This is a genomic window from Megalodesulfovibrio paquesii, from assembly GCF_054653055.1.
The window spans coordinates 22,395-46,420 of sequence record NZ_BAAIGQ010000005.1 but is presented as its reverse complement, the minus strand read 5'-3'; the positions used below and the strand labels follow the sequence as shown (position 1 = coordinate 46,420).

Here is a 24,026-nt window from a genome sequence, read left to right as displayed (position 1 = left end):
TAGGAAAAAACCCCAGACACCGATGCCAGGACACACGGATGCCAACAGGGCACGGCAGCCGCACGTGCGGCATCTCGCGTTCTCTCAGGCTGTCCGCAATGCGGCAATGCGGGGGAGAAGGCCGGTCAGGTCAGCGCATCAGCTGCCAGTAATAGTCCCCGGCCACCACATACAGCATGGCCCCGAAGCTGAGGAAAGGGCCAAAGGGAACCATGGTCTGCATGCCCTGGCGCTGGCGGCGCATATACACGGCGCTGACGATCAGAGCGCTCACGGCCGAGGCCAGCACCATCATCGGCAGCCCACGCCAGCCCGTCAGCGCGCCGAGGATGAGCATGAGCTTGATATCCCCGGTGCCCAGCCCCTCGTGCCCTTTGAGCAGCCGATAGACGCGCTGCAGCAAAAAGAACAGCCCCGCGCCAATGCCTGCCCCAAGCAGGGCTTCCTTGATGGTGGGGGCGCCATAGAACGGGTCCACCACCAGCCAGGCAAAGGCCAGGGTGAGCGCGATGCCGGGAAATACGTAGACATCCGGCAGGATGTACAGTTCCAGATCGATAAAGCTGACAATAATGAGAATGCCGCCGATGAGCATGTACCCGGTCCAAAGCGCCATCCATTCCAGTTCCACGCCGGGCAGGAGCGGAAATTTGTGGATGAGCGCCAGGGCCCACAGGCCGTTCAGGGCCTCGACCGCAGGATAGCGCCAATGAATCTTTCCCTTGCAGCCGCTGCACCTGCCGCCAAGCAGCAGGTAGGAGAGCAGCGGGATATTTTCCCACACCCGGAGCTTGTGCCCGCAGGTCGGACATTTTGAGCCGGGGAAGACAATGGACTCCCCGCTCAAGTACCTGGCAATGCACACATTGTAAAAACTGCCCAGACACAGTCCGACCACCGTGGCCAGGACGGGAGACAACGAATACAGGGTCGACGGCAGGGACACGGCGCACTCCGGGGCTGAAGGTCGGTGAATCGGCCTCAAATTTCGCATATTCTCCAGGATGTTGCAAGGCAGTTGCGCAATGAGGCCTGCGCTGCTATGTGGTCGGGGCTTCTTTCCCTTTTTGTCGTTCAACCCACGCCATCCGCCCATGCCCAAACGCACAGACATCAAGAAGATCATGCTCATCGGCTCGGGGCCCATCGTCATCGGTCAGGCCTGCGAGTTCGACTATTCCGGCACCCAGGCCTGCAAAGCCTTGCGCGAAGAAGGCTACGAAGTGGTCCTGGTGAATTCCAACCCTGCCACCATCATGACCGATCCCGGGCTGGCCCACCGTACCTACGTGGAGCCCATCGACCCGGAAACCGTGGCCGCCATCATCGCCAAGGAGCGGCCCGACGCACTGCTCCCCACCCTGGGCGGCCAGACCGGCCTGAACACGGCCCTGGCCGTGGCCGAGATGGGCGTGCTGGAGCAGTACGGCGTGGAGCTCATCGGCGCCACCCGCGAGGCCATCGAAAAGGCCGAAAGCCGCGACCTCTTCCGCCAGGCCATGGCCAACATCGGCCTCAAGGTGCCGGCCTCGGGCATTGCCCGCACCATGGACGATGTCCGCCGGCTGGGCTCGGAAATGCCCTTCCCCATCATCATCCGCCCAGCCTTCACCATGGGCGGCACCGGCGGCGGCATCGCCTACAACATGGAAGACCTGGAGGCCATCTGCCGTCACGGGCTGGCCGCTTCCCTCAAGAGCGAAGTCATGCTGGAGGAAAGTGTCCTGGGCTGGAAGGAATTCGAACTGGAGGTGATGCGCGACAAGAACAATAACTGCGTCATCATCTGCTCCATCGAAAACCTCGACCCCATGGGCGTGCATACGGGCGACTCCGTCACCGTGGCCCCGGCCCAGACCCTGACGGATGCCGAGTACCAGAAGATGCGCGATGCAGCCATCGCCATCATGGGCGAGATCGGCGTGGAAACCGGCGGCTCCAACGTGCAGTTCGCCATTAATCCCGCCAACGGGGACATGGTCATCATCGAGATGAACCCCCGTGTCTCCCGCTCCTCGGCCCTGGCTTCCAAGGCCACGGGCTTCCCCATCGCCAAGATTGCCGCCAAACTGGCTGTGGGCTACACCCTGGACGAACTGCCCAATGACATCACCCGCGAGACGATGGCCTCCTTCGAGCCTTCCATCGACTACTGCGTGGTCAAGATTCCCCGCTTCACCTTCGAGAAATTCCCCGGCTCCCAGGACTCCCTGACCACCTCCATGAAGAGCGTGGGCGAGGCCATGAGCATCGGCCGCACCTTCAAGGAAGCGCTGCAAAAGGGCCTGCGCTCCCTGGAAATCGGCGTCCCCGGCCTGGGCAAGGACTTCTCCGGCGCGGCCATCGACAAGGAAGACATCCTTGCCAGAATCCGCACCCCCAATTCCCGCCGCCTGCTCCAGCTGCGCCAGGCCCTCAAGGCCGGCCTCACGGTGCAGGAAGTGCACGACGCCACCAAGGTCGACCCCTGGTTCCTGCGCCAGCTGGAAGACCTGCTCAAGGTGGAGGAAGAACTCAAGACCTTTGCCCTGAACGGCCGCATCCATGCCGCCGATCCGGACTGCGTTGCCCTCCTGCGCAAGGCCAAGGAGCACGGCTACTCCGATCCCCAGCTGGCCACCCTCTGGAAGCGCGACTCCCTGGACATCCGCCAGCTGCGCAAGGAGGCCGGCGTGCAGCCCACCTATTATCTGGTGGATACCTGCGCCGCGGAGTTCGAGGCCTACACCCCCTACTACTACTCCACCTACGAGACCGGCCAGGAGCTGAACACCGGGACCAACCGCAAGGTCATCATCCTTGGCGGCGGCCCCAACCGCATCGGCCAGGGCATTGAGTTCGACTACTGCTGCTGCCACGCCGCCTTCGCCCTGAAGGAACTCGGCCTGGACGCCATCATGGTCAACTCCAACCCCGAAACCGTCTCCACGGACTATGACACCTCCACCCGGCTCTACTTCGAGCCCCTGACCCTGGAGGACGCCCTCAACATCATCGACGTGGAAAAGCCCGAAGGCGTCATCGTCCAGTTTGGCGGCCAGACCCCGCTGAACCTGGCCGTGCCCCTCAAACGCGCTGGCGCACCCATCCTGGGCACGGACCCGGACTCTATCGACCGCGCCGAAGACCGCGAACGCTTCCAGCACATGCTGCACAAGCTGGGCCTGACCCAGCCGCCCAACGGCATCGCCCTCTCCGCCGACGAGGCCAAGCGCATCGCCCACCAGATCACCTATCCCGTGGTCGTCCGCCCCTCTTACGTCCTCGGCGGCCGGGCCATGGAAATCGTCTATTCCGACGAGGATCTGGACACCTACTTCCGCGAGGCCCTCTCCGCCACCAGCGGGCTGGCCAAGGACAATCCCATCCTCATCGACAAGTTCCTGGAAAATGCCATTGAATTCGATGTGGACGCCCTCTCCGATGGCACGGATACCTACGTGGCCGGCATCATGGAGCACATCGAAGAGGCCGGCATCCACTCCGGCGACTCGGCCTGCGTCCTGCCCCCGCACACCGTGGGCGGGGACGTTCTGGAGGAAATCGAGCGCCAGACCATCGCCCTGGCCAGGGAACTGAACGTCATCGGCCTGATGAACATTCAGTTCGCCCTCAAGGATGGCGTGCTCTTTATCCTGGAAGTGAATCCCCGGGCCTCGCGCACTGCGCCTTTTGTCTCCAAGGCCACCGGCGTGCCCCTGCCCCGCCTGGCCACCATGGTCATGATGGGCAAGACCCTGAAGGAACTGGACCCCTGGAGCATGCGCAAGGGCGGCCACGTGGCCGTCAAGGAATCCGTCCTGCCCTTCCACCGCTTCCCTGGCGTGGATGTGCTGCTCGGACCCGAAATGCGCTCCACCGGCGAGGTCATGGGCATCGATTCCACCTTCGGCCTGGCGTACATGAAGAGCCAGCTGGCTGCCTCCAACCGGCTGCCCAGCCAGGGCAAGGTCTTCATCTCCGTCTCGGACAAGGACAAGGCCGGCATTGTGGAACCGGCCCGTATCCTCAAGGATCTGGGCTGCACCATCCTGGCCACCCGCGGCACCGCCGAGCACCTCAAGGCCCACGGCGTGCCCTGCGAAACCGTGCTCAAGGTCTACGAAGGCCGGCCCAACATCACCGACCAGATCAAGAATCGTGAAATCGCCCTGGCCATCAATACCGTCTCGGGCAAAAAATCTATCCACGATTCCAAAATCCTGCGCCAGACCACCCTGCTCTACGGCGTGCCCTACACCACCACCCTGGCCGGCGCCAAGGCCGTGGCCCTGGCCATGAAGGAACGCTCCGGCGCCACCCTGGGCGTGAAGAGCCTGCAAGAGTACTATGACCTGGCGTGACGGCACGTGCCAGACTGTTCCTGGGGAACGCTGTTCCCCAGACCCTTTGCCAGGGGGGATCATCCCCCCTGGCCCCCTCGGCGGCGAGGCGGATGCCCTGGAGCCTGCGTGGCTCCCGGGCATCCGCCTCGCCAATTGAGGGGGTCCGGGGGAAATCATTTCCCCCGGCGGGGGGCCGGGGGGCGGCGCCCCCCAAAAACACCGTAGGTTCACATCATGAAAAAAGAATACTGTGGATTGTTCGGGATATACAATCATGCCGAAGCCGCGCGCATGACGTACTTCGGGCTCTATGCGCAGCAACACCGTGGCCAGGAGAGCGCCGGCATCGCCACCTGGGACGGCAACGCCATCCGCGAGCAACGGGGCATGGGGCTGGTGCCGGAAGTCTTCAACGAGCGCCACCTGGGCAAGGAGCTCAAGGGCCGCGTGGCCATCGGCCACATCCGCTACTCCACCACCGGGGCCTCCCTCATCCGCAACGCCCAGCCCTTCCTGGCCCGCATCGGCGGGCTTTCCATCGCCCTGGGCCACAACGGCAATCTGGTCAACACCCTGGAACTGCGCCAGGAACTGGAGTCGCAGGGCTCCATCTTCCAGACCACCATCGATTCCGAAATCTTCATCCACCTCATCGCCAAAAACCTTGGCAAGATGACCCTGGAAGAAGCCATCATCGCCGCCTGCAGCCGGGTCAAGGGCGCGTACTCCCTGCTCATCCTGGCCAACAACAAGCTCTTCGCCATCAAGGATCCCAACGGCTTCCGTCCCCTGGCCCTGGGCCGCGTGGGCGATTCCTACGTCCTGGCCTCGGAAACCTGCGCCTTTGACCTGCTGGAAGCCGAATTCATGCGCCCCATCGAGCCCGGCGAAATGCTGGTCATCGAAGACAAGTGCGTCAAAAGCTACCAGATTTGCGAGCCCCGGCCGCGCACCCAGTGCATCTTCGAGCTCATCTACTTCGCCCGGCCGGACTCCATGGTCTTTAACGAAACCGTCTACAACTGCCGCAAGGCCATGGGCATGCGTCTGGCCCAGGAAGCCCCGGTGGACGCCGATTTCGTCATGCCCTTCCCGGATTCCGGCATCTACTCCGCCGTGGGGTACTCCCAGGCCTCGGGCCTGCCCTTCGAAACAGCCATGATCCGCAACCATTACGTCGGCCGCACCTTCATCCAGCCCTCCCAGGACATGCGCGACTTCAGCGTGCGGGTGAAGATCAACCCCGTCAAATCCATGATCAAGGGCAAAAAACTGCTCATCGTGGACGACTCCATCGTCCGCGGCACCACCATCCGCACCCGCGTCAAAAAACTCCGCGAACTCGGCGCGCGCGAAATTCACATGCGCGTCACCTGCCCGCCCATCCGCTTCCCCTGCTTCTATGGCATCGACTTCTCCTCCAAAGGCGAACTCATTGCCGCCTACAATGATATCGACGAGATCGCACGCTTCATCGGCCTCGATTCCCTGCACTACATCACCATCGAAGGCCTGCTCTCCGCCGTCTCCCACCCTAATGACTACTGCCTGGCCTGCTTCACCGGCGACTATCCCATCCCCCCCCCAGGCACGGCCGGCAAGCTCTGTCTGGAAAACCCGGTGGCCTTGTCGTGGTAGGGAGACAGACAGAAGAGAAGAGCCAGGGGGATAATCCCCCCTGGGCCCCCTGATAGTAGTTTTTTGGCCCCGCTGGCTGGTGCATGCACCAGCCAGCGGGGCCAAAAAACAGGGGGGACCGGGGGGGAATTATTTCCCCCGGATCTTGTCTTCCTCTTCCTGCTCTTATTCCAGCAGCGCCTTGATGAAGTCGTCGCCGTGGAAGGGGCGGAGGTCTTCCATTTTTTCGCCCAGGCCGACGTAAGTGATGGGCAGTTTGAACTGGGAGGCGATGGCCACGACCACGCCGCCTTTGGCGGTGCCATCGAGCTTGGTGAGGATGAGTTCATCCACGCCCACGCCCTGGTGGAAGAGTTTGGTCTGGGAAAGGGCATTCTGGCCGGTGGTGGCGTCCAGAACAAGGATACTGCGGTGGGGCGCGCCGGGATGTTTCTTGCCCAGCACCCGCTTGATTTTCTTGAGCTCTTCCATGAGATCCACCTTGGTGTGCAGCCGGCCGGCGGTATCCACGATGAGCAGGTCGTACTGTTCCTTGAGGCAGTGGTCCACGGCTTCGAAGGCCACGGCGGCGGGGTCGGCGTTCTGGCCTTTGGCGAAGAAGCCGGCGCCAGTGCGCTGGGACCAGATGCGCAGCTGTTCCACGGCGGCGGCGCGGAAGGTATCCCCGGCGGCGATGAGCACCTTGCGACCCTGGAGCACATTGCGGTAGGCCAGCTTGGCGATGGTGGTGGTCTTGCCCACGCCGTTGACGCCGATGATCAGGATGACCTCGGGCGGGTTCACGGCCTTGATGGTTTTGGGCGGGGTGAAGATGTCCTTGAGCTCTTCGGCCAGCAGTTCGCGCATGGCCGCCGGCTCGGTCACGCCCTGGGCGCGGGCGCGTTCCTTGAGGGCCGTGGTCAGGGAGGTGGCAGCCTCCACGCCCACGTCGGCCATGATCAGCACTTCCTCCAGCTCTTCCCAGAAGGCCTCGGAAAGGGAGTCGTGGGCCGAAAGCAGGGCATTCAGCTGCCGGGTGAGCTGCTCGCGGGTTTTTTGGATGGATTCCGAAAGCTTGATGTACAGGCGGGAGCGTTCGTCCTCTTCGTCCTCCAAATCCAGGGCCAGGGCCAGACGGTACTGCAGTTCGGAGCGGAAGTCCTTGACCCGGACGTACTCCATGTCGTCCAGCCATTTGGTGAAGGCCTTGAGAAAGGCCTGGGCCTCCTCCTTCGGGGCCTCCAGGGCCTGGAAGAGAAAGGCCAGCCGCTCCCAGAGTTCGGGCGAGGCCTTCTCATGCCCCTCCAGGATGATGGACAGCCACACCGACAGCTTCGGCTCGGCCTGACGCAGGGCCAGGGCCAGCTCGCCATGCCAGGCCGGGGCGGACGGGGTGACGGACGTCCCAGACTCGACAGAATCGACGGGCGCGAAGGGCGCAAGTGCAGCTTCAGGGGCAGGAGCAGCTGGCGCCTCGGGAGCCTCTGCCTCCCCGGCAGGCGCAGCACCCTGTTGAGCTGTGTCCATGGCCGGCGTCTCAGCCGGACTTTCGACTGCCGCCTGCGCTGCGGGTTCGACACCAGGTTCCGTGGCAGCCGCTTCCGCCGGGGCCTGATCCTTGGACCAGAGCTTCTTGATTTTGGAAAAAAAGGCCATGCACATTCCTCCAGGCGAAATCTCGCCAGCTGTCTCGAATCAGGGCGCCGGCGGCAGACCGAAGAAATCCCGGGCCGTGCGACCGGCAGCGGCCCACAGCTCCACGGGATCCATGGCCTTGCAGCGGGCCACCTCCGCAGCGGTAAAGGCCATGAGCGCCGGTTCGTTTGTCGAGCCGCGCCAGGGCTCCGGGGCCAGGTAGGGGCAGTCCGTCTCCAGCATCAGCCGCTGCAGGGGGATGCCCGCCACGGCCTCGCGCAGGGCGGCGTTTCTGGAATACGTGACCGGACCGGGGATGGAGATGTGCCAGCCCGCAGCCAGGATTTCAGCCGCCTGGGAAAGATCTCCGCCAAAGCAGTGCCAGAGCACGGGCCGGTCGGCAAAGCCCAGATCCTTGAGCACGGCCACGGCATCGGCATGCGCATCCCGCGAATGGATGACCACGGGCAAATCCCTGCCGCGGGCCAGCTCCAGCTGGACGGCAAAAGCCTGACGCTGGACTTCCGGCGGCACGCGGTCCCAGTAATAGTCGAGCCCGATCTCGCCAATGCCCTTGATGCGGCCATCTTCCTTGCAGATGGCCTCCATGGCCGCCAGGGCCTCGGCGGTGCACTCCTCGGCATGGTTGGGATGCACGCCGATGGTGAAATCCACGTTGGGGAAGGCGTCGAACAGGGCCACATGGTCCCGGTACGGCGTCGGCCCCAGGAAAATCTGCATCACGCGGTCCACGCCTGCGGCGCGGGCATGGGCCATCAGCTCCGGCAGCCGGTCCGCCAGGGGCGGGAAATCCAGGTGCGCGTGGCTTTCCACGCCCACACAGGGGAGCTGCAGGCTCTCCGGCGCAGGCCGATCAACATGCTTCTTTTTCTTGGACATCTCAGCAAAACACCTCGCCTGCGGCAGCCTTGTTCCAAAGAGCCGCGGCTGTCTGGGAAAATACGTCGGGAGAATAACGGGTCACCGTGGCCCGTGCGGCTGTCAGGGTCTGCCCCAGCCGGTCGTCGCTTTCGGCATGCCAGCGCAGGGCCTGCTCCAGGGCCAGGGCCGCAGCCAGCACATCGCCATCCGGGGCAACAATGGAATTGCCCGCCTCCCCGTCCGGCGGGTGCGCAAACCAGGGGCCGGGCAGGCCGTCCCAGGCCTGGCGAAGGTAGTCCCAACCACCATGGCCGGCAAATCCCGTCACCAGACAGCCGCTGGCCATGGCCTCCAGGGGCGGCAGGGGACAGCCCTCCGGGAAGCCCGTGGCCAGAAAAATCTGGGAGCGCCGCAAGGCCGCGGCCACGCCCTGGAGATCCAGCCCGTGGATCGGCTCCCAGACCACCCGCCGGCGCAGGGAGGGCACATGCCGCAGGCGATGTTCCAGCGCGGCCTGGATCTGCTGCCCCAGGGCCTTGTTCTTGCGGGGCATCCAGGCGATGCGCAGTTCCGTCGCGGGGGGGGCTTCTTCGGGTGCGGCCGGGTAAAACACCGCGCCATCCACGCTGGGCCGCAGGATGGGCGCCTCGGGCGCGGTCTTGCCCAGCACCTCCCGGACAAACAGGGCCACGGGCTCGGAGATGGTCAGGAAGTGCGCCGGCAGCCGGTCCCAGGTCACCCCCTCGGGCAGGGAGGAGAAGAGCATGCCGTGATTCTGCACCCAGACCACGCAACGCGCCCCGGCGTGCAGGCCGGGAGTCAGGGCGTTGGGCCAGCCTTCGGGCACGAGCCAGATGTCCTGCGGCCCGGGCAGGGCCTGCTCCCAGGCCAGACAGGGGAACTCCGGCCCGGCCTGCGGATCGCGGACATCGGGCATCTCCCGCAAGACGCCATAGACTTCCTGCCCGGCGGCATGCAGCACGCGCACCAGGTTTCTGAGCACGGCCAGACCGCCGGAGCCTTTGGCCAGGGGGGGCAGGAAGACGAAGGTCCGCACGGCTAGAACTCCTGGCGGTAGGTCAGGGATTGGCGCAGCGTTTCCTTGTCCATGTACTTCACCTCCGCCCCCAGGGGCATGCCCTGGGCCAGCCGGGTGATGCGTATCTGGGGGAACTCGCGGGCCAGCAGGTTCTTGACGAAGCTGGCGGTGTTCTCGGCCTCCAGGGTCGTGCCCAGGGCCAGGACCACCTCCTGCACCTGCCCTTCGGCCAGCCGCAGGCGCAGGCGATCCAGGTCCAGATCGGCTGCAGCCACGCCGTCCAGGGGGGCGATGAGCCCGCCCAGAATCAGATAGGTGCCGGGAAAGAAGCCGCCGGACTCGATGGCCAGGAGGCTGTCCCATTCGGCCAGGACGCAGAGCATGGCCGGATCGCGCCGGGCATCGCTGCACAGCTCACAGGGGTCGCGGTCGGCCAGACCACCGCAGCGCGAGCAGATGGCCAGGCGATCCCGCAATTCGTGGATGGCCGTGCCCAGATTGCGGGTGCGCGCCTCGGGCCACTTGAGCAGGGTCAGGGCCAGCCGCAGGGCGGACTTGGGCCCCAGCCCCGGCAGGCTGGCCAGCTCCGTCACCAGGACCTGCAGTGGGCCGGGCAGTGTGCTGGACATGGATCTAGAACATTCCCGGAATCTTGACCCCGCCGGTGATGGCGCCCATTTCCTGCTCCATCATCTCGCGGGATTTCTTGATGGCCTCATTGACGGCGGAGAGCACCAGATCCTCCAGCATGCCCACATCTTGCGGGTCCACGGCCTGGGGGTCGATGGTCACCTTGACGATATCCTGCCCGCCCGTGCAGACCACCGTGACCATGCCGCCACCCACAGAGGCTTCCACGGTGCGTTCCTTCAGCTCTTCCTGCAGCTTGGTGATCTTGCGTTGCATCATCTGGGCCTGACGCATCAATTCATTCATGCCACGCATGCATGCTCCTTTGAGTGGTGAATCGGTTAGTTGCAGCGACCAGTCCTTGCTGGCAGCGCATCGCTGTCCTGCCGCGCTGCCGCATGGTGTTATCCCGAGCCTTGCCGCTTCACGTTGAGGATGCGGCCGGCCAGTTCATCCTGCACGGCCAGGACCACGGGATGGTTCCGAATCCTGGCTTCAAGCTCCTGGTGCGTTTCCACGGGCGCAGGCGACTCCACCTGCAGGGCCATGGCCGGGCCGAAATACTCCGCCACGCTCCGGACAAGCAGGGCGTGATGCGGAGGGTCCATCAGTTGCTCATACAAAAACGCCGTCCCGCACGGGAGGACCAGCCGGGAGGCCTCCAGCTGCGGGCTTATCCCGTGCAACCGCGGCCCCATGCCGGCGGCGGCGAGCACGGCGCGGTAATGTTCCAAAAATCCAGGCAACCCGGCGCGGCCCGGCGCAGTTGCGGGATCTGCGGCTGGCTCAAAATCCGCCGCAGATTCTGCCCCTGGCTCTGGCGGCAGATCCTCCCAGGGCGGAATGCCCGCAGGCGCGGTGGCTGATCCGGCTCCGGATTCCCCTCCTGGCCCTAAAGCCGGGGCAGGAGTCGGGATGGGCGCCGGGATGGGCGCCGGGATGGGCGCGGGTGCGGGCCGAGGCACTGGGGCGGCAGGTTCAGCCGGAAAGGTCGCCCCGCTCCCCCCCGGCCTAGCCTCCCCCGCCGGCCCGCCCGATGCTGCCAGCTTGGTCGATGCTTCCAGCTGGCCAGAGGCTGCCGGCTGGCCTGAGGCTGCCGGCCCGGCCGGGCCAGCGTCCGCGGCCATTCCTTCCCGTCTGAGGGAGGCCACGGGCAGCAGCCGCGGCAAAAAAGCCAGATTCAGCAGCAGCAGTTCCAGGGCCAGGGCCGGTTCCGCGCTGGTGAGCACCCGGCGCTGCCCCTCCAGGGTCATCTGCCAGGCCGCGTGGATGTGGCCCAGGGAAAACTGGTGGGACCAGTCAAGCCAGCTGCGGGCCGATTCGCTGCTCATCTCCAGTAACGGCAGGGCCGCCTCGCCGCTCTGCTTGAGCAGGAAAAGATTGCGCCAGCCCTGGCCCAGTTCGCGCAAAAAGAAGCCCATATCCAGCCCCTGGTCCAGCACGGCCTTGAGCATGCCGGCCAGGGCCACGGGATCCTGACGGTGGATGGCCCCGAGCATGTCCAGGAGCATGTCCTGCCCGGCCAGACCCAGGAGATCGCGCACCAGGGGTTCTTCCACCCGGCCCTGCCCCAGGGCCAGCACCTGGCTGAGCAGGGACATGCCGTCGCGCACGCTGCCCGCGGCCCGGCGGGCCAGGAGCTGCACGGCGGCGTCTTCATAGTCCACGCCCTCGCGCCCGAGCACGTGCTGCAGGTGCTGCGTCAGCCGGGCATGGGTCACGCGTTTGAAGATGAAATGCTGGCAGCGGCTGATGATGGTGGCCGGAAATTTATGGGCCTCGGTGGTGGCCAGGATGAAGGTGACGTTGCCCGGCGGCTCTTCCAGCGTTTTCAGCAGGGCGTTGAAGGCCTCGCGGGTGAGCATGTGGGCTTCGTCAATAATACAGACCTTGTAGCGACAGGCCATGGGCGCGAAAGCCACATCCTCGCGCAGGCGGCGGGCGTCATCGATGCCACGGTTGGAGGCGCCGTCCATCTCCACCACATCCACGCTCGACCCCTGGGTGATCTGCCGGCAGTGGGCGCACTGGTTGCACGGCTCACCCGTGGGGGCGGTGAGGCAGTTGATGGTCTTGGCGAAAATGCGGGCGCAGGTGGTCTTGCCCACGCCACGGGTGCCGCTGAAGAGGTAGGCCGGGGCGATGCGGTCTTCCAGGCAGGCGCGGGACAGGATGGAGGTGATCATCTCCTGCCCGGCCACGTCGGCAAAGCGTTGCGGCCGGTAGCGGGCCGTGAGCGGCCCGGCGGCGGGCTGCGTCGCGGACAGATCGGCGGGCATGGGAGGAGTGGGGGACGACACGTCGGACATGCGGGAGGGCATACCTCAGATCGGCCGCCCCCGGCAAGGCGTTCCCTGAGGTGGCGGCGGGCGAAAGCAACAAAGAAGGACGCCTCTTCAGAAGAAAGGCGTCCTTCCACGGGACGATGCAGGCAGCGCTAGCAGCTGTAGCGGTGCAGCCAGTGCTCGTATTCAGGGCGCTGGCCCTGAACAACCTTGAAGAATTCCTGCTGCAGGGCCTTGGCTACGGGAAAGGCGCCGGTGCCGATCTGGCGGCGGTCCACCTCGCGGATGGGCGTCAGCTCCGCGGCGGTGCCGCAGAAGAAGGCTTCGTCAGCCACGTAGAGCTCGTCGCGGGTGAACTGCTGTTCCACCACGGTGTAGCCCATCTTCTGGGCCACGACCATCAGGCTGTCGCGGGTGATGCCTTCCAGGATGGACGTGAGCGGGGTGGTCTTGATGATGCCCTTGCGCACGATGAAGATGTTCGCGCCCGTGGCTTCGGAAACGTAGCCGTTGGTGTCCAGCATCAGGGCTTCGTCGTAGCCGTCGTCCACGGCCTCCATCTTGGCCAGCACGGAGTTGACGTAGTTGCCGGCGGCCTTGGCCTTGGTCATCATGACGTTCACATGATGCCGGGTAAAGCTGGACGTGCAGACCCGGATGCCCTTTTCCAACGCTTCCTCACCCAGATACGCGCCCCAGGGCCAGGCGGCGATGATGGTCTGCACCGGGCAGCCCTTGGGCAGCACCCCCATGTTGCCATAGCCGAAATAGACGAGGGGGCGGATGTAGCCTTCCTTCATCTTGTTCATGGTCAACGTTTCTACGATGGCGTCGGTAATGGTCTGCTCGGAGTGGGGAATCTCCATGCGCATGATGCGGGCGGAGTCGAAGAGCCGGCGGACATGCTCGGCAAGGCGGAATACGGCGGAACAATCCCCGCAGTTGTACGCGCGAATGCCCTCGAACACGCCGGTGCCGTAATGCAACGCGTGGGTCAACACGTGGACATTGGCTTCTGCCCAGGGAACGATCTTGCCGTCGAACCAGATGTATGGCGTTGTCTGAAGCATGCGAACTCTCCTTCCCGAATTCCCCGTAAGTAGTGGCGGCCAGGCGTGATGCGGTGGCTCATAAGTTGATTGATCAAACAATCAGTGACGGTTAGAATAATTACCGTACTCCGGGGGCCGGCTGCGCGTCAAGCGGCCAGCTCGAAAATTGGCGAAAGCGCAATAACTTCGCTTAGTAACCTGCTATTGACTGCAGTCCCGTGCGCGCCATTTCCAGGCCCGCGAGGCCCATGCGGGCCAGACCGGCCGCCACCAGCCACATGACCACCGCCACCCCCGCATTAAGCGCCCGCCAGGCCCCTGGCCGGGCCAGCAGGGGCGAAAGCAGCCGCCCGCAGGCAGCCAGACCGAAAAACCATAGCAGCGAGGCCGTGGCCGCACCCGCGCCAAAGCGCCAGCGGCCCGGCACATCGTGCTGCCCGCCCACGCTGCCCAGGAGCAGCACGGTGTCGAGATACACATGCGGATTAAGCAGGGTCACGGCCAGGGCGGCCCAGAGCACAGCCCCCAGGGAGCGCCGGGGCAATGTGTCTCCGGCATATCCATCCGCTGCCGCCTCCAGACCGCCACCGCCGCGCCAGGCGTCGCGTGCCGCACGCAGCCCATACCAGCCCAGAAACCCCGCCCCGCCCAGGGCCGCAGTCTGCTGCAACAGTGGCGAGGCCGCCAGGGCCGTCCCCACCCCCGCCAGCCCCGCGGCAATGAGGCAGGCGTCGCACACGGCGCAGAGCAAGGCCACAGACAGGTGATGCTCCCGCCGGACCCCCTGCGTGAGCACAAACACATTCTGTGCGCCGATGGCGATGATCAGGCCGGCCCCGGTGCACACCCCTTCCACATACGGCGGTAACATGGCGACTCCTCCACGAAATTCAAGTGCGTGACGATCCGCCCTCCCTATGCCCTGCCCGGCTCAAGAAGTGAAATGAATGCTTTTACTATTTCATTAATTCAGCTAATACTCTCCACATGCTCGACTCCCGTTCCCTGGCCGCCCTATCCGCCGTGGTGGAGTGCGGCGGCTTTGAAAAGGCCGCCGCCATCCTGCACCTGACCCAGTCCGCCGTCTCCCAGCGCATCAAGGCCCTGGAAGAGACCCTGGGGCAGATCCTGCTGGTGCGCGCCTCGCCGCCCGTGCCCACCCGCGCCGGACAGCGTCTCCTGGCCCACTGGCGGCAGGTGCGCCTTCTGGAAGAGGATCTGCTGCGCGACATCGTCCCTGCCGAGTCTGCCCATGATCCCGAGGCCTTCACCACCCTGCCCATTGGCGTCAATGCCGACAGCCTGGCCACCTGGTTCCTGCCGGCCCTGGATGAATTTCTCCGCACCCGCCGGGTGCTGCTGGACCTCCGCGTGGACGATCAGGAAGCCACCCACGCCCTGCTGCGCGACGGCGAGGTGGCCGGCTGCATCAGCGAGCGCGACGTGCCCATGCAGGGCTGCCGGGTGGTGCCCCTGGGCGCCATGACCTACCACCTCGTGGCCGCCCCGGATTTCGCCGCCCGCTGGTTTCCCCGCGGGCTGCACGCCGAGGCCGCCGCCCGCGCCCCGCTCCTGGCCTTCAACCGCAAGGACGACCTGCACAACAAGCTCCTGCGGCAGGCCCTGGGCAACCTGCCCCAGACCCTGCGCATCGTCTGGCTGCCCTCTTCGGAGGGTTTCATCCGTCAGATTCTCCACGGCCATGCCTGCGGCATGCTTCCCGATGCCCAGTGCCGGGACCTCCTGCGCACCGGCGCGCTCCTGAACCTTGCCCCGGGCCACCGCATACGCGTCCCCCTGGCCTGGCACTGTTGGAACCTGGAATCCCCCCTGCTGGCCGCCCTGGAAATGGCGCTGCTGAAAGGATTTGCCAGGGAGGCAGCGCAGAATACGGATGAAGAGACAACAGGCTGCGCGGGATGTTCCTGAAAAAGGCCTGCCCTGCGCGGCAGAGACTGCCGAACTGAGGCATTGCGGCATATCGACAAGGCGTTTCAAACAGAAATGCCCCTTGCCCAATGGCGGCCTTTCGGGCTACCAGATGTTTTGATCAATTCCCCAGCCCAGGCATTTCCCCCGAATTTCCGCGCATCCCGCAAGATCTCCGCGAGGCAGCTGCGGAACATCCCCCGAGACTCCCATGTCCTGTTCCGCCTTTTCGCGGCGTTGGAACGAACCCAACGGGTACCGCGACGTCCTGCACATTTCCCTGCCCATGATCGCCAGCATGGGCGCGCAAACAGTCATGCTGACCACGGACCGCTATTTCCTGGCCCGGCATTCCCTGGAGGCCATCGCCGCCTCCTGGCCGGCCGGCATGGCCAACTTCGCTTTCATGGCCCTGTTCATGGGCACGGCCCAGTACATCAACATCTTCATTGCCCAGTATGTCGGCTCCGAGGCTCCGGCCCGGGTGGGCGCGGCCATCTGGCAGGGCCTGTGGTTCAGCCTGGCCGCCGGCCTGTGCATGGCCCTGACGGCGCTATTGGCCGAGCCCATCTTCTCCCTGGCCGGGCACGAACCCGTTGTGCTGCAGCTGGAGGTGGATTACTTCCAGGTGCTTTCCGTGGGCGCGGTCTTCGGGCTTGTGCAGAACACCTTGGCCTGCTTTTATTCCGGCCAGGGGCTGACCCGGCCGGTGATGTACGTCAACGGCATTGGCGCGCTGGTCAACGTGCCCCTGGACTACTGCCTGATCTTTGGCTGGGGGCCGTTCCCGGCCTGGGGCGTGGCTGGCGCGGCCGTGGCCACGATCACCGGTGCGGCCATCTCGGCCGGGTTGTTCGCCTGGCTGGTGTTCTCCAGGGAAAACGAGCGCCGCTTCGGCACACGCGCCCGCTGGCGGCTGGACCGCGAACTGATGTCCCGCTTCCTGCGCTATGGGGCGCCGGGCGGGCTGCAGTTCGGCACGGAGATCCTGGCCTTTACCGTGTTTCTGTTCCTGGCCGGACGGCTGGGCACCGAGGCCCTGGCGGCCACGAACATGGCCATTTCCATCAATACCGTGGGCTTTCTGCCCATGGTCGGCATGCATATCGCCCTGTGCACCATGGTGGGGCAGGCCATCGGCGGCGGCTCTCCGGCCATGGCCCGCAAGGCCATTGGCAGCGGCCTGCACCTGGCCCTGAGCTGGTGCGCCCTGACGGTGGTGCTCTATCTGCTCTTCCCCGAGCCGCTGATCCGGCTCTTCCTGGATCCCGCCTCGCCGGAGGCCGCAGCCGTGGAGCATCTGGGCGTGGTCCTGATGCGTTTTGTGGCGGCCTACGCCTTCTTTGACGCCATGATCCTGGTCTACTTCGCAGCGCTCAAGGGCGCGGGGGACACGCACTACATCATGCGGGCCATTATCGTAGTGGCCCTGACCGTGATGATCGTGCCGGGCATCGTCATGGTCGAATGGCTGGATGGAAACATTTACGCCCTGTGGTGTCTGCTGACGGCCTACGTGGCCATCCTGGGCGTGGGCGGCCTGCTCCGTTACCGCGGCGGCAAATGGCAGCACATGCGCGTGGTGGAAACGGCGGCAAAACCCTGACCCATCCGGAGGGGCGCGGGGAGCTCAGTTCCCCCGCCTTTCTCTTTCTTCTCTTTTTATACTTACCCTTACGCCAGCCCCGCCATCCAGCGGCCAATCTGGCTGCGGGTGGCGTCGGCCTCGGCGGCGGTGCGGCTGCGGGGGAGTTCGCCCATGATCCGCCCGGCGTAGAGCACGAGGATGCGGTCAGCCAGGAGCAGGGCTTCGGTGAGGTCGCTGGTGACGAGGAGAATGCCGGCCTTGGCCCGCATGTCCAGCAGGCGCTTCCAGACATCTTCCGTGGCCCCCACATCCAGCCCTTGCACGGGCTGTTCGGCGACGATAATGCCTGGGTGACGCGAGAACTCCCGGCCCAGGACGAGCTTTTGCAGGTTCCCGCCCGAAAGCCGGCCGGCCAGGGCCGTGGGCTGGGGGGGGCGGATGGAGAAATCGTCGATGATCTGCCGCAGATCCTGCAGGGCCTGGCGGCGGTCGATGAGCATGGCGCGGGTGTAGCGGCGGCGGGTGGTCAGCAGGAGATTGTCCAGCAGGTCCAGATTGCCGGCCGTGGCCGCGCCGCGGCGGTCTTCAGGGATCACGGCCAGGCCCCGGCCCGGCTCGTCGCTGGCATAGAACGCCTCCCAGGACTGGCCCAGCAGCCGCACCTCGCCGGCTCCCGGGGCGCGCACCCCGGCCAGCACCTCCACCAGCGGCTTCTGCCCGTTGCCGGCCACGCCCGCCAGGGCCACGATTTCGCCCTGCCGCACTGCCAGGGAGACACCGTGCAGGCCCGGGGCACGAAGATCGGTGCAGCGCAGGACCTCCTCACCCAGGGGATGGGGCTCGGCGGCCAGATGCTCCACCTGGGCCAGATCCACTTCCCGGCCGACCATGGCCCGGATGAGTTCGGATTCGGTGGGTGTTTCCACGGTGAGGTCATAGCGGGCCATGACCTCGCCCTGACGCAGCACGGCCACGTCCAGGGGCGCGCGCCCGGCCAGGGCCATGATTTCCGGCAGTTTGTGGGAGATGAAGACCACAGCCTTGCCCTGGGCCACCATGCCGCACAGGGCGTCGAACAGGGTGGCGGCCTCGCCGGGCGTGAGCACGGCCGTGGGCTCGTCGAAGATGAGCACGTTGCAGTCGCGGGCCAGGAGCTTCAGGATCTCCACGCGCTGCCGCTCGCCCATGGACAGGCTGTCGATGCGGGCGCTCGGATCGATGGGCAGGCCGAAGCGCTCGCCCACCTCGCGCACCAGCGCAGCCATGCGGCGAGGCAGTCGCCAGAAGGAGCCGGGCAGCCCCAGGCTGACGTTGCGGGCCACGCTCAGCTGGTCCATGAGCAGGAAATGCTGGTGAACCATGCCAATGCCCGCGGCCAGGCTGGCGGCCGGCTCGCCCGGCGGAAGAAGCTGTTCGTTTACCAGGATGCGGCCGGCGTCGGGCAGGAGCGTTCCCGACAGGATGGACATGAGCGTGGACTTGCCGGCGCCGTTCTCGCCCAGGAGCGCCAGGATGCGGCCGGGGCGGATATCCAGGGTGATGTTGCGGTTGGCGTGCTGAGTGCCAAAGGCCTTGGAGACGCCTTCAATGCGGATGTGCGGGGCGGCCATTTACCCGCCCTCCCCGTGCAGGGGCGCGCCCAGGGCTGCGGGCGGGGCGTTTTTGCCCGCGGCGGTTTTGGCCCGCGAGAAGACCACCAGGGCCAGCACGGTCATGGCATAAGGCAGCATCAGCAGCAGGGAGGACGGCAGCGCCGCGCCCAGGGCCTGGAGCCGCAGCTGCAGGGCCATGACCCCGCCGAAGAGATAGGCCCCCAGCATGGCCCGTTCGGGTCTCCAGGCGGAAAAGATGACCAGCGCCACGGCAATCCAGCCGCGGCCGGCCGTGAGGTTGGTGGTCCAGAGGTGGGTGGCCGCCAGACTCAGATAGGCCCCGCCCAGGCCGCAGAGCGCGCCGCCGGCCAGAATGCCGATCCAGCGCCAGCGCAGGGGCGAGATGCCAGCTGCCCGGGCTGCGGCAGGATTCTCCCCGGCAGCCTGGAGGCTCAGCCCCCACCGCGTCCGGGCGATGAACAGCCAGATGATCAGGGGGGCGAGATAGCTGACGTAGACCAGCGGGTCCTGCCCGAAGAGCGCCGGGCCGATGACGGGAATGGTCGAAAGCAATGGGACATTGAACGGCTCGAACCCCGGCGCCACCTGGCCGATGAAACCGGCCCCCAGGGTATCCGCCAGCCCCACGCCCAGAATGGTCAGCGCCAGGCCGGAGACCACCTGATTGCCCTGGCAGGTCAGGGTGCACAGGCCATGCAGGCCGGCCAGGGCCGCGCCGGCAGCGCAGCCTGCGGCAGCTCCCAGCCAGGGCGAGCCCGTGTGCAGGCTGACCACAAAACCGGCCAGCGCACCGCAGAGCATCATGCCTTCCACGCCCAGGTTCAGGGTGCCGCTGCGCTCGGTGATGATCTCCCCCACCGTGGCCAGAAGAATGGGCGCGCCGGACTGGATGGCCGCGGCCAGGAGGGGCATGAGCATGTCCAACGTCATGGGGATACCCTCCCTCCGGCCGCGTTCCCCGGGACCGCCGTCCCCTGAGCAACACGCCGCCAGATGAGTTTGCGCGTGCTCAGGACCTGTCCCGAGAGCACGGCCAGGAGGATCGTCCCTTCCAGCACGCCGGCCATGGCCGCCGGGGCCTGGAGTTCGATCTGCAAATTCTCCACCCCCACGCGGAACCCGGCCAGCAGCAGGGAAAATGCCGCAATGGCCGGCACACGCAGCCGGCCCAGCCAAGCCACCACCACGGCGGTAAAGCCGTATCCCACCATGATGGAGGGCTGCAGCCGGTGCACAGAGGCCGAGGCTTCCAGGAACCCGGCCACCCCGGCCAGGGCCCCGCAGCCGCCCATGGCCAGACAGACGAGCATGCCGTACTGCATGTGGGCGAAGCGGGCGGCCAGAGGATTCTCGCCACAGGCCACCAGCTCAAAACCCAGACGCGTGCGCGAGATCCACCACCAGAAGCCAAAGCCCGCGGCCACGCAGTACAGGAGCCCGTAATGAATGCGCGAGCCCGGCAGCCGGCCGACCTGCGCCGCCTCGCTGAAGAGTTCCGTCATGGGGAACCCGAAGCTGACGGGATCCTTCCACGCGCCGTACACCAGATATTGCAACAGTAACACGCCGATGTAGTTGGCCATCAGCGTGGTGATGATCTCGTTCACGCCCAGGTGCCGTTTGAGCAGGGCCGGCCCCAGGGCCCAGAGCGCGCCGGCCGCGGCCCCGGCCAGACACATGCAGGGCAGCACCACCCAGGCCGGCAGATGCCCCAGCTGCAGGGCCACGGCCGTGCCGCCCACGGCGCCCAGGGCGAACTGCCCTTCGGCCCCGATATTCCAGAGCTTCATCCGAAAGCAAAGCGCCACGCCCAAGGAGCACAGAAAGATGGGAATGGCCTTGCGCACGGCGTCTTCCAGGGCGTAGCCGTGCAAAAAGCCGCCGTCCACCAGCAGCCACACGCCATGCAGGCCGGGCTTGCCCTGCCAGGTGAGCAGGAGGGCGCACACAGCCAGAGCGGCGGCGAGGGATATCGCAGCAACAAAAAAGCCCCCCCAGGGGAGGGGCTTGGTGCGATCGACGAGAATGAGCGGCACGGACAGCCTGCTTGTTATTCGGTGGAGCCCACAACGCCTTCCACAAACCAGGTCATGCCCAGGAGTTCCTTGTCCTCAGGCATGGCCCCGGCCTTGATGCGCTCCCCGCCCTTCTGATCCTTGACCGGGCCGGCGAAGACCACATAGCTCTTGTCGATGATGGCCTTTTTCTTGGCCTCCACCAGATCCTTCACCTCCTGGGGCACCAGCTGGCTCATGGGGGCGATATCCACCAGACCGGTGTCCATACCCCACCACATGGCTTCAGGCTTCCAGGTCTTGTTCTGCACGCGCTTGACCATTTCGGTGTAAAACACCGGCCAGTTCCAGATGGCGGCCGTCAGGTGGGCCTTGGGGGCAAAGGTGCTCATGTCGGAGTTGTAGCCGATGGAGTACACGCCCTTTTCCATGGCCGCTTCCTGCGGGCCGGGGGAGTCCTGATGCTGGGTGATGATGTCCGCGCCCACATCCAGGAGGCTCTTGGCGGCGTCCTTTTCCAGGGCCGGGTCATACCAGGTCTTGGTCCAGACCACGCGGACCTCGGCCTTGGGATTCACTTCCCGCACGCCCAGGGTGAAGGCGTTGATGCCGCGGATGACTTCCGGGATGGGGAAGGCGGCCACATAGCCAATGATGTTGGACTTGGTCATCTTGCCGGCCACCAGCCCGGTGAGGTAGCGGGCCTGATAGATCCGTCCGAAATAGTTGCCCATGTTCGGGCCGGTCTTAAAGCCCGAGCAATGCATGAAGGTCGCATCCGGGAACTCGCCGGCCACCTTGAGGGTGGGGTCCATGTACCCGAAGCTGGTGGTGAAGATCAGGGAATGTCCCTTGCGGGCCAGACCGGCGATGACGCGCTCGGCATCCGGGCCTTCGGGCACGCTTTCCACATAGGAGGTGCTCACGCCGTCCATGGCATCCACGGCCTTGCGGCCCTGGTCGTGGGCCCAGGACCAGCCGGCGTCGCCAATGGGGGAGACATAAATGAAGCCGACCTTCATGTCTTCGGCTGCAGCCAGCTGGGGCACACAGCACAGCAGGGCCAGGGCAAGAGCGACGACGTATGCACGCATGCGGTTCTCCTTGCGGAAGAGGGCTATTCCTTGCGCGCAGCCAGGGGCTGCACATATTGATGTTCCGTATCCCAGGGGAAGAGAATCCACGTATCCTGACTGACTTCCGTAATGTAGACGTCCACCTGCGGCTTGCCCTCGGGCTTGGCGTACACCGTGGCAAAGAGCGCCTTGGGCAGCATGTCCCGGACAAGGCGGGCGGTGCCGCCGGTGTCGGTCAGGTCGTCCACGATGAGCCAGCCCTCGCCGCCGGGGGGCAGATCCTCGCCCAGGGACTTGAGCACGGACGATTCGCGCTGGGATTTCCAATCATAGCTCATGACGCACACCGTGTCGATGCGTCTGATCTCCAATTCCCGCGCGATGACCGCCGCGGGGATGAGCCCGCCCCGGGCAATGGCCACAATGCCGCGAAAAGGGCCTTTGTCCAGAAGCCGCCAGGCCAGGGCCTTGCTGTCCCGGTGCAGCTGTTCCCAGGAAATGGGATACGTTTTGGCGTATCGTTCAGCGTTTTGCATGTTCTGCCATGATATGGGCGCAGCCCGTTGGTGGCCCGGCCAGTGGTGGCCCGTTCAGTTGCGCAGGGCGCTCGCCGTTGCTAGGATGGAATGCCGGATGTCATTGCCGCTTAGCGGTCCCTTGTCAAGGCCGTAATAATACCCTACTGAAAAATAGGATTTTATACCGCATCCTTCCGGGGGGGAGGTGGATTGGCATGGTTGAACAGAGTACCCTTGCGCAGCAGATGCTTGTCCGTCGGGCCGGGTGGGTTGGGGTCTGGGCCAATGTGGTTTTGTCCGCCGCCAAGCTGGCGGCCGGGCTCCTGGCGCACAGTCAGGCCCTGGTGGCTGACGGGGTGGAGAGTCTGACGGACATCGTCGCCAGCCTGTTGCTGGTGGTGGGCGTGAAGTACTGGAACGCCCCGCCGGACAGCAAGCACCCCCACGGGCACAAGCGTCTGGAAACGCTCTTTTCCGCCGGCGTGGGCCTGAGCATGGTGGCCGTGGCGCTGGGCCTGGGCTGGAATGCCCTTTCCGGCCTGCAGGCCGATGAATCCACCCCTGCGCCGGGCCCCCTGGCGTTTGGCGTGGCCCTGCTGACCATTCTTTCCAAGGAATTGCTGTACCGCTGGACCCTGCGCCAAAGCCGCCGTGCCGGCTCCCCGGCCGTGGCGGCCAACGCCTGGCACCACCGGTCGGACGCCATCTCCTCCCTGCCCGTCGCCCTGGCCGTGGGGCTGGCCTGGTTCTCCCCAACATGGGCCTTTGTGGACAAGGTCGGCGCGGTTGTGGTGTGTTTTTTCATCCTGCATGCGGCCTGGAAAATCCTCAACCCCGCCCTGCAGGAGCTCATGGACGCAGGCGCGCCGGAGGAGGAAGTGCAGCGCATCCTGGAGCTGTGTTGCGCCTCTCCGGAAGTGCGCGGGGCGCATCATATCCGCACCCGGTACCTGAGCGCCGGGGTAGAGGTCAGCCTGCATCTGCAGGTGGACCCGGAACTCACCGTGCTGCGCGGACACGATCTGGCCCACGAGGCCAAGGAGCGCATCATGGCCGCCATGCCCCAGGTGCTGGACGTGACCATTCATGTGGAACCCTACGGCTGGACCACCAATCGGCCCATCATGCCGGAGCCCGAAGCCGGCAAGGAGCACCCGCAATGATTCTCTGCTTTTTCGGCGATTCCATTACCAACGGCGTGGGCGATCCCCAGGCTCAGGGCTGGGTGGGCCGCCTCCTGGCCAGGAGCAAGGCTGCCGGCCACGACCTGACCGGCTACAACCTTGGCGTGCGCCGCCACTCCAGCGCGGATATCCTGGCCCGGTTCGAAGCCGAGACCCGCTGCCGCCTCTTTGAAGGGCTGCCCACGCGGCTGGTCTTTTCCTTTGGCGTGGCTGACGTCATGCCCCGGGCCAATCTGCCTCTGGAAGCCACCCTGGACAATACCCGCCAGCTGCTGGAGCGCAGCCGCGCCCTGCTCCAGGAAGATGCCCAGGTGCTGGTGGTGGGCCCCACACCGGCTGCGGACCGTCGCACCAACGAGGCCATTGCCGCCCGCGCTGCCGGCATCGCCGCCTGTTGCCGCGAGGCCGGGGTGCCCTTCCTGGACGTCTTTCCCGAGCTTCACGAATCCGAGCTGTATCTGAACGAACTGGCCGGAGGGGACGGCGTCCACCCCGGGGCGGCCGGCTACAGCCACATCTCCCGCCTCGTGGAGGCCTGGAGCCCCTGGCAGGACTGGCTGGCGCCCCGGCCGGTATCGGGCGGAAAATAGCGCGTTGCATTTTGCGAACAGTTGAGGTAAGTTGACATAATCATTCGC

At 65.6% G+C, this 24,026-nt stretch carries 20 protein-coding genes; 6 read left to right on the top strand and 14 right to left on the bottom strand.

What is annotated here, in order from left to right:
• Positions 1-130: 130 nt before the first annotated feature.
• Positions 131-946, bottom strand: a complete 816-nt coding sequence (locus ACYQ00_RS06695; protein ID WP_460031363.1) for a prepilin peptidase — start codon at positions 944-946, stop codon at positions 131-133.
• Between the two features lie 148 nt (positions 947-1,094).
• Between ACYQ00_RS06695 and carB the strand changes: the two genes are divergently transcribed.
• On the top strand, positions 1,095-4,343 hold the full coding sequence (carB, locus tag ACYQ00_RS06690) for a carbamoyl-phosphate synthase large subunit (RefSeq protein ID WP_460031362.1): 3,249 nt from the start codon (positions 1,095-1,097) through the stop codon (positions 4,341-4,343).
• Between the two features lie 216 nt (positions 4,344-4,559).
• On the top strand, positions 4,560-5,963 hold the full coding sequence (gene purF, locus ACYQ00_RS06685; protein WP_460031361.1) for an amidophosphoribosyltransferase: 1,404 nt from the start codon (positions 4,560-4,562) through the stop codon (positions 5,961-5,963).
• 165 nt (positions 5,964-6,128) lie between these two features.
• Here purF and ftsY read toward each other — a convergent pair whose 3' ends face one another.
• The 8 genes from ftsY to ACYQ00_RS06645 all read right to left on the bottom strand — a co-directional run bounded on the left by ftsY (position 6,129) and on the right by ACYQ00_RS06645 (position 14,336).
• Positions 6,129-7,598 (bottom strand): signal recognition particle-docking protein FtsY, encoded by a 1,470-nt coding sequence (gene ftsY / locus ACYQ00_RS06680; RefSeq protein WP_460031360.1) that lies wholly within the window; start codon positions 7,596-7,598, stop codon positions 6,129-6,131.
• 39 nt (positions 7,599-7,637) lie between these two features.
• Positions 7,638-8,477 carry a TatD family hydrolase gene (locus tag ACYQ00_RS06675; RefSeq protein WP_460031359.1) on the bottom strand — a complete coding sequence of 280 codons (840 nt, stop codon included), beginning with the start codon at positions 8,475-8,477 and terminating at the stop codon, positions 7,638-7,640.
• A 1-nt stretch (position 8,478) separates the two neighbouring features.
• The gene (locus ACYQ00_RS06670; RefSeq protein WP_460031358.1) at positions 8,479-9,516 is read right to left on the bottom strand and encodes a glycosyltransferase family protein; all 1,038 of its coding nucleotides are present in this window, start codon (positions 9,514-9,516) and stop codon (positions 8,479-8,481) included.
• Between the two features lie 2 nt (positions 9,517-9,518).
• Positions 9,519-10,127, bottom strand: a complete 609-nt coding sequence (recR, locus tag ACYQ00_RS06665) for a recombination mediator RecR (RefSeq protein ID WP_460031357.1) — start codon at positions 10,125-10,127, stop codon at positions 9,519-9,521.
• Positions 10,128-10,131: 4 nt separating this feature from the next.
• Positions 10,132-10,443: a YbaB/EbfC family nucleoid-associated protein gene (locus tag ACYQ00_RS06660; protein WP_460031356.1), complete on the bottom strand. Its 312-nt coding sequence runs from the start codon at positions 10,441-10,443 to the stop codon at positions 10,132-10,134.
• Between the two features lie 89 nt (positions 10,444-10,532).
• Positions 10,533-12,437, bottom strand: a complete 1,905-nt coding sequence (gene dnaX, locus ACYQ00_RS06655) for a DNA polymerase III subunit gamma/tau (protein WP_460031355.1) — start codon at positions 12,435-12,437, stop codon at positions 10,533-10,535.
• A 128-nt stretch (positions 12,438-12,565) separates the two neighbouring features.
• Positions 12,566-13,483 carry a branched-chain amino acid transaminase gene (locus ACYQ00_RS06650; protein WP_460031354.1) on the bottom strand — a complete coding sequence of 306 codons (918 nt, stop codon included), beginning with the start codon at positions 13,481-13,483 and terminating at the stop codon, positions 12,566-12,568.
• A 172-nt stretch (positions 13,484-13,655) separates the two neighbouring features.
• Positions 13,656-14,336 carry a LysE/ArgO family amino acid transporter gene (locus tag ACYQ00_RS06645; RefSeq protein WP_460031353.1) on the bottom strand — a complete coding sequence of 227 codons (681 nt, stop codon included), beginning with the start codon at positions 14,334-14,336 and terminating at the stop codon, positions 13,656-13,658.
• Positions 14,337-14,452: 116 nt separating this feature from the next.
• On the opposite strand from ACYQ00_RS06645, the gene ACYQ00_RS06640 reads away from it, so the two are divergent.
• Together ACYQ00_RS06640 and ACYQ00_RS06635 are read left to right on the top strand one after the other, a co-directional pair.
• A complete protein-coding gene (locus tag ACYQ00_RS06640) occupies positions 14,453-15,394 on the top strand; it encodes a LysR family transcriptional regulator ArgP (RefSeq protein WP_460031352.1) in 942 nt (313 codons plus the stop codon).
• A gap of 211 nt (positions 15,395-15,605) precedes the next feature.
• Positions 15,606-17,000 (top strand): MATE family efflux transporter, encoded by a 1,395-nt coding sequence (locus tag ACYQ00_RS06635; RefSeq protein WP_460031351.1) that lies wholly within the window; start codon positions 15,606-15,608, stop codon positions 16,998-17,000.
• 68 nt (positions 17,001-17,068) lie between these two features.
• On the opposite strand, the gene ACYQ00_RS06630 is transcribed toward ACYQ00_RS06635, so the two are convergent.
• The 5 genes from ACYQ00_RS06630 to gpt are packed head-to-tail and all read right to left on the bottom strand — an operon-like array spanning position 17,069 to position 22,222.
• Complete coding sequence (locus ACYQ00_RS06630) at positions 17,069-18,592, bottom strand: ABC transporter ATP-binding protein (RefSeq protein WP_460031350.1); 1,524 nt, start codon at positions 18,590-18,592, stop codon at positions 17,069-17,071.
• On the bottom strand, positions 18,593-19,525 hold the full coding sequence (locus ACYQ00_RS06625) for an ABC transporter permease (protein WP_460031349.1): 933 nt from the start codon (positions 19,523-19,525) through the stop codon (positions 18,593-18,595).
• On the bottom strand, positions 19,522-20,631 hold the full coding sequence (locus tag ACYQ00_RS06620) for an ABC transporter permease (protein WP_460031348.1): 1,110 nt from the start codon (positions 20,629-20,631) through the stop codon (positions 19,522-19,524). Before ACYQ00_RS06620 ends, ACYQ00_RS06625 begins: the two co-directional genes overlap by 4 nt.
• A 14-nt stretch (positions 20,632-20,645) precedes the next feature.
• Complete coding sequence (locus tag ACYQ00_RS06615; RefSeq protein ID WP_460031347.1) at positions 20,646-21,704, bottom strand: BMP family ABC transporter substrate-binding protein; 1,059 nt, start codon at positions 21,702-21,704, stop codon at positions 20,646-20,648.
• Between the two features lie 23 nt (positions 21,705-21,727).
• Positions 21,728-22,222 carry a xanthine phosphoribosyltransferase gene (gpt, locus tag ACYQ00_RS06610; RefSeq protein ID WP_460031346.1) on the bottom strand — a complete coding sequence of 165 codons (495 nt, stop codon included), beginning with the start codon at positions 22,220-22,222 and terminating at the stop codon, positions 21,728-21,730.
• Between the two features lie 197 nt (positions 22,223-22,419).
• Between gpt and ACYQ00_RS06605 the strand changes: the two genes are divergently transcribed.
• On the top strand, positions 22,420-23,367 hold the full coding sequence (locus ACYQ00_RS06605; protein ID WP_460031345.1) for a cation diffusion facilitator family transporter: 948 nt from the start codon (positions 22,420-22,422) through the stop codon (positions 23,365-23,367).
• On the top strand, positions 23,364-23,978 hold the full coding sequence (locus ACYQ00_RS06600; RefSeq protein WP_460031344.1) for a GDSL-type esterase/lipase family protein: 615 nt from the start codon (positions 23,364-23,366) through the stop codon (positions 23,976-23,978). The genes ACYQ00_RS06605 and ACYQ00_RS06600 overlap by 4 nt, the downstream gene beginning before the upstream one ends.
• Positions 23,979-24,026 lie beyond the last annotated feature (48 nt).

Bases quoted from the DNA above. Each gene is read 5' to 3' on its own strand.
- carB (WP_460031362.1), top strand. From the start codon at position 1,095: ATGCCCAAACGCACAGACATCAAGAAGATCATGCTCATCGGCTCGGGG.
- purF (WP_460031361.1), top strand. From the start codon at position 4,560: ATGAAAAAAGAATACTGTGGATTGTTCGGGATATACAATCATGCCGAA.
- ftsY (WP_460031360.1), bottom strand. From the start codon at position 7,598: ATGGCCTTTTTTTCCAAAATCAAGAAGCTCTGGTCCAAGGATCAGGCC.
- ACYQ00_RS06675 (WP_460031359.1), bottom strand. From the start codon at position 8,477: ATGTCCAAGAAAAAGAAGCATGTTGATCGGCCTGCGCCGGAGAGCCTG.
- recR (WP_460031357.1), bottom strand. From the start codon at position 10,127: ATGTCCAGCACACTGCCCGGCCCACTGCAGGTCCTGGTGACGGAGCTG.
- ACYQ00_RS06660 (WP_460031356.1), bottom strand. From the start codon at position 10,443: ATGCGTGGCATGAATGAATTGATGCGTCAGGCCCAGATGATGCAACGC.
- dnaX (WP_460031355.1), bottom strand. From the start codon at position 12,437: ATGTCCGACGTGTCGTCCCCCACTCCTCCCATGCCCGCCGATCTGTCC.
- ACYQ00_RS06650 (WP_460031354.1), bottom strand. From the start codon at position 13,483: ATGCTTCAGACAACGCCATACATCTGGTTCGACGGCAAGATCGTTCCC.
- ACYQ00_RS06645 (WP_460031353.1), bottom strand. From the start codon at position 14,336: ATGTTACCGCCGTATGTGGAAGGGGTGTGCACCGGGGCCGGCCTGATC.
- ACYQ00_RS06640 (WP_460031352.1), top strand. From the start codon at position 14,453: ATGCTCGACTCCCGTTCCCTGGCCGCCCTATCCGCCGTGGTGGAGTGC.
- ACYQ00_RS06635 (WP_460031351.1), top strand. From the start codon at position 15,606: ATGTCCTGTTCCGCCTTTTCGCGGCGTTGGAACGAACCCAACGGGTAC.
- ACYQ00_RS06630 (WP_460031350.1), bottom strand. From the start codon at position 18,592: ATGGCCGCCCCGCACATCCGCATTGAAGGCGTCTCCAAGGCCTTTGGC.
- ACYQ00_RS06625 (WP_460031349.1), bottom strand. From the start codon at position 19,525: ATGACGTTGGACATGCTCATGCCCCTCCTGGCCGCGGCCATCCAGTCC.
- ACYQ00_RS06615 (WP_460031347.1), bottom strand. From the start codon at position 21,704: ATGCGTGCATACGTCGTCGCTCTTGCCCTGGCCCTGCTGTGCTGTGTG.
- gpt (WP_460031346.1), bottom strand. From the start codon at position 22,222: ATGCAAAACGCTGAACGATACGCCAAAACGTATCCCATTTCCTGGGAA.
- ACYQ00_RS06605 (WP_460031345.1), top strand. From the start codon at position 22,420: ATGGTTGAACAGAGTACCCTTGCGCAGCAGATGCTTGTCCGTCGGGCC.
- ACYQ00_RS06600 (WP_460031344.1), top strand. From the start codon at position 23,364: ATGATTCTCTGCTTTTTCGGCGATTCCATTACCAACGGCGTGGGCGAT.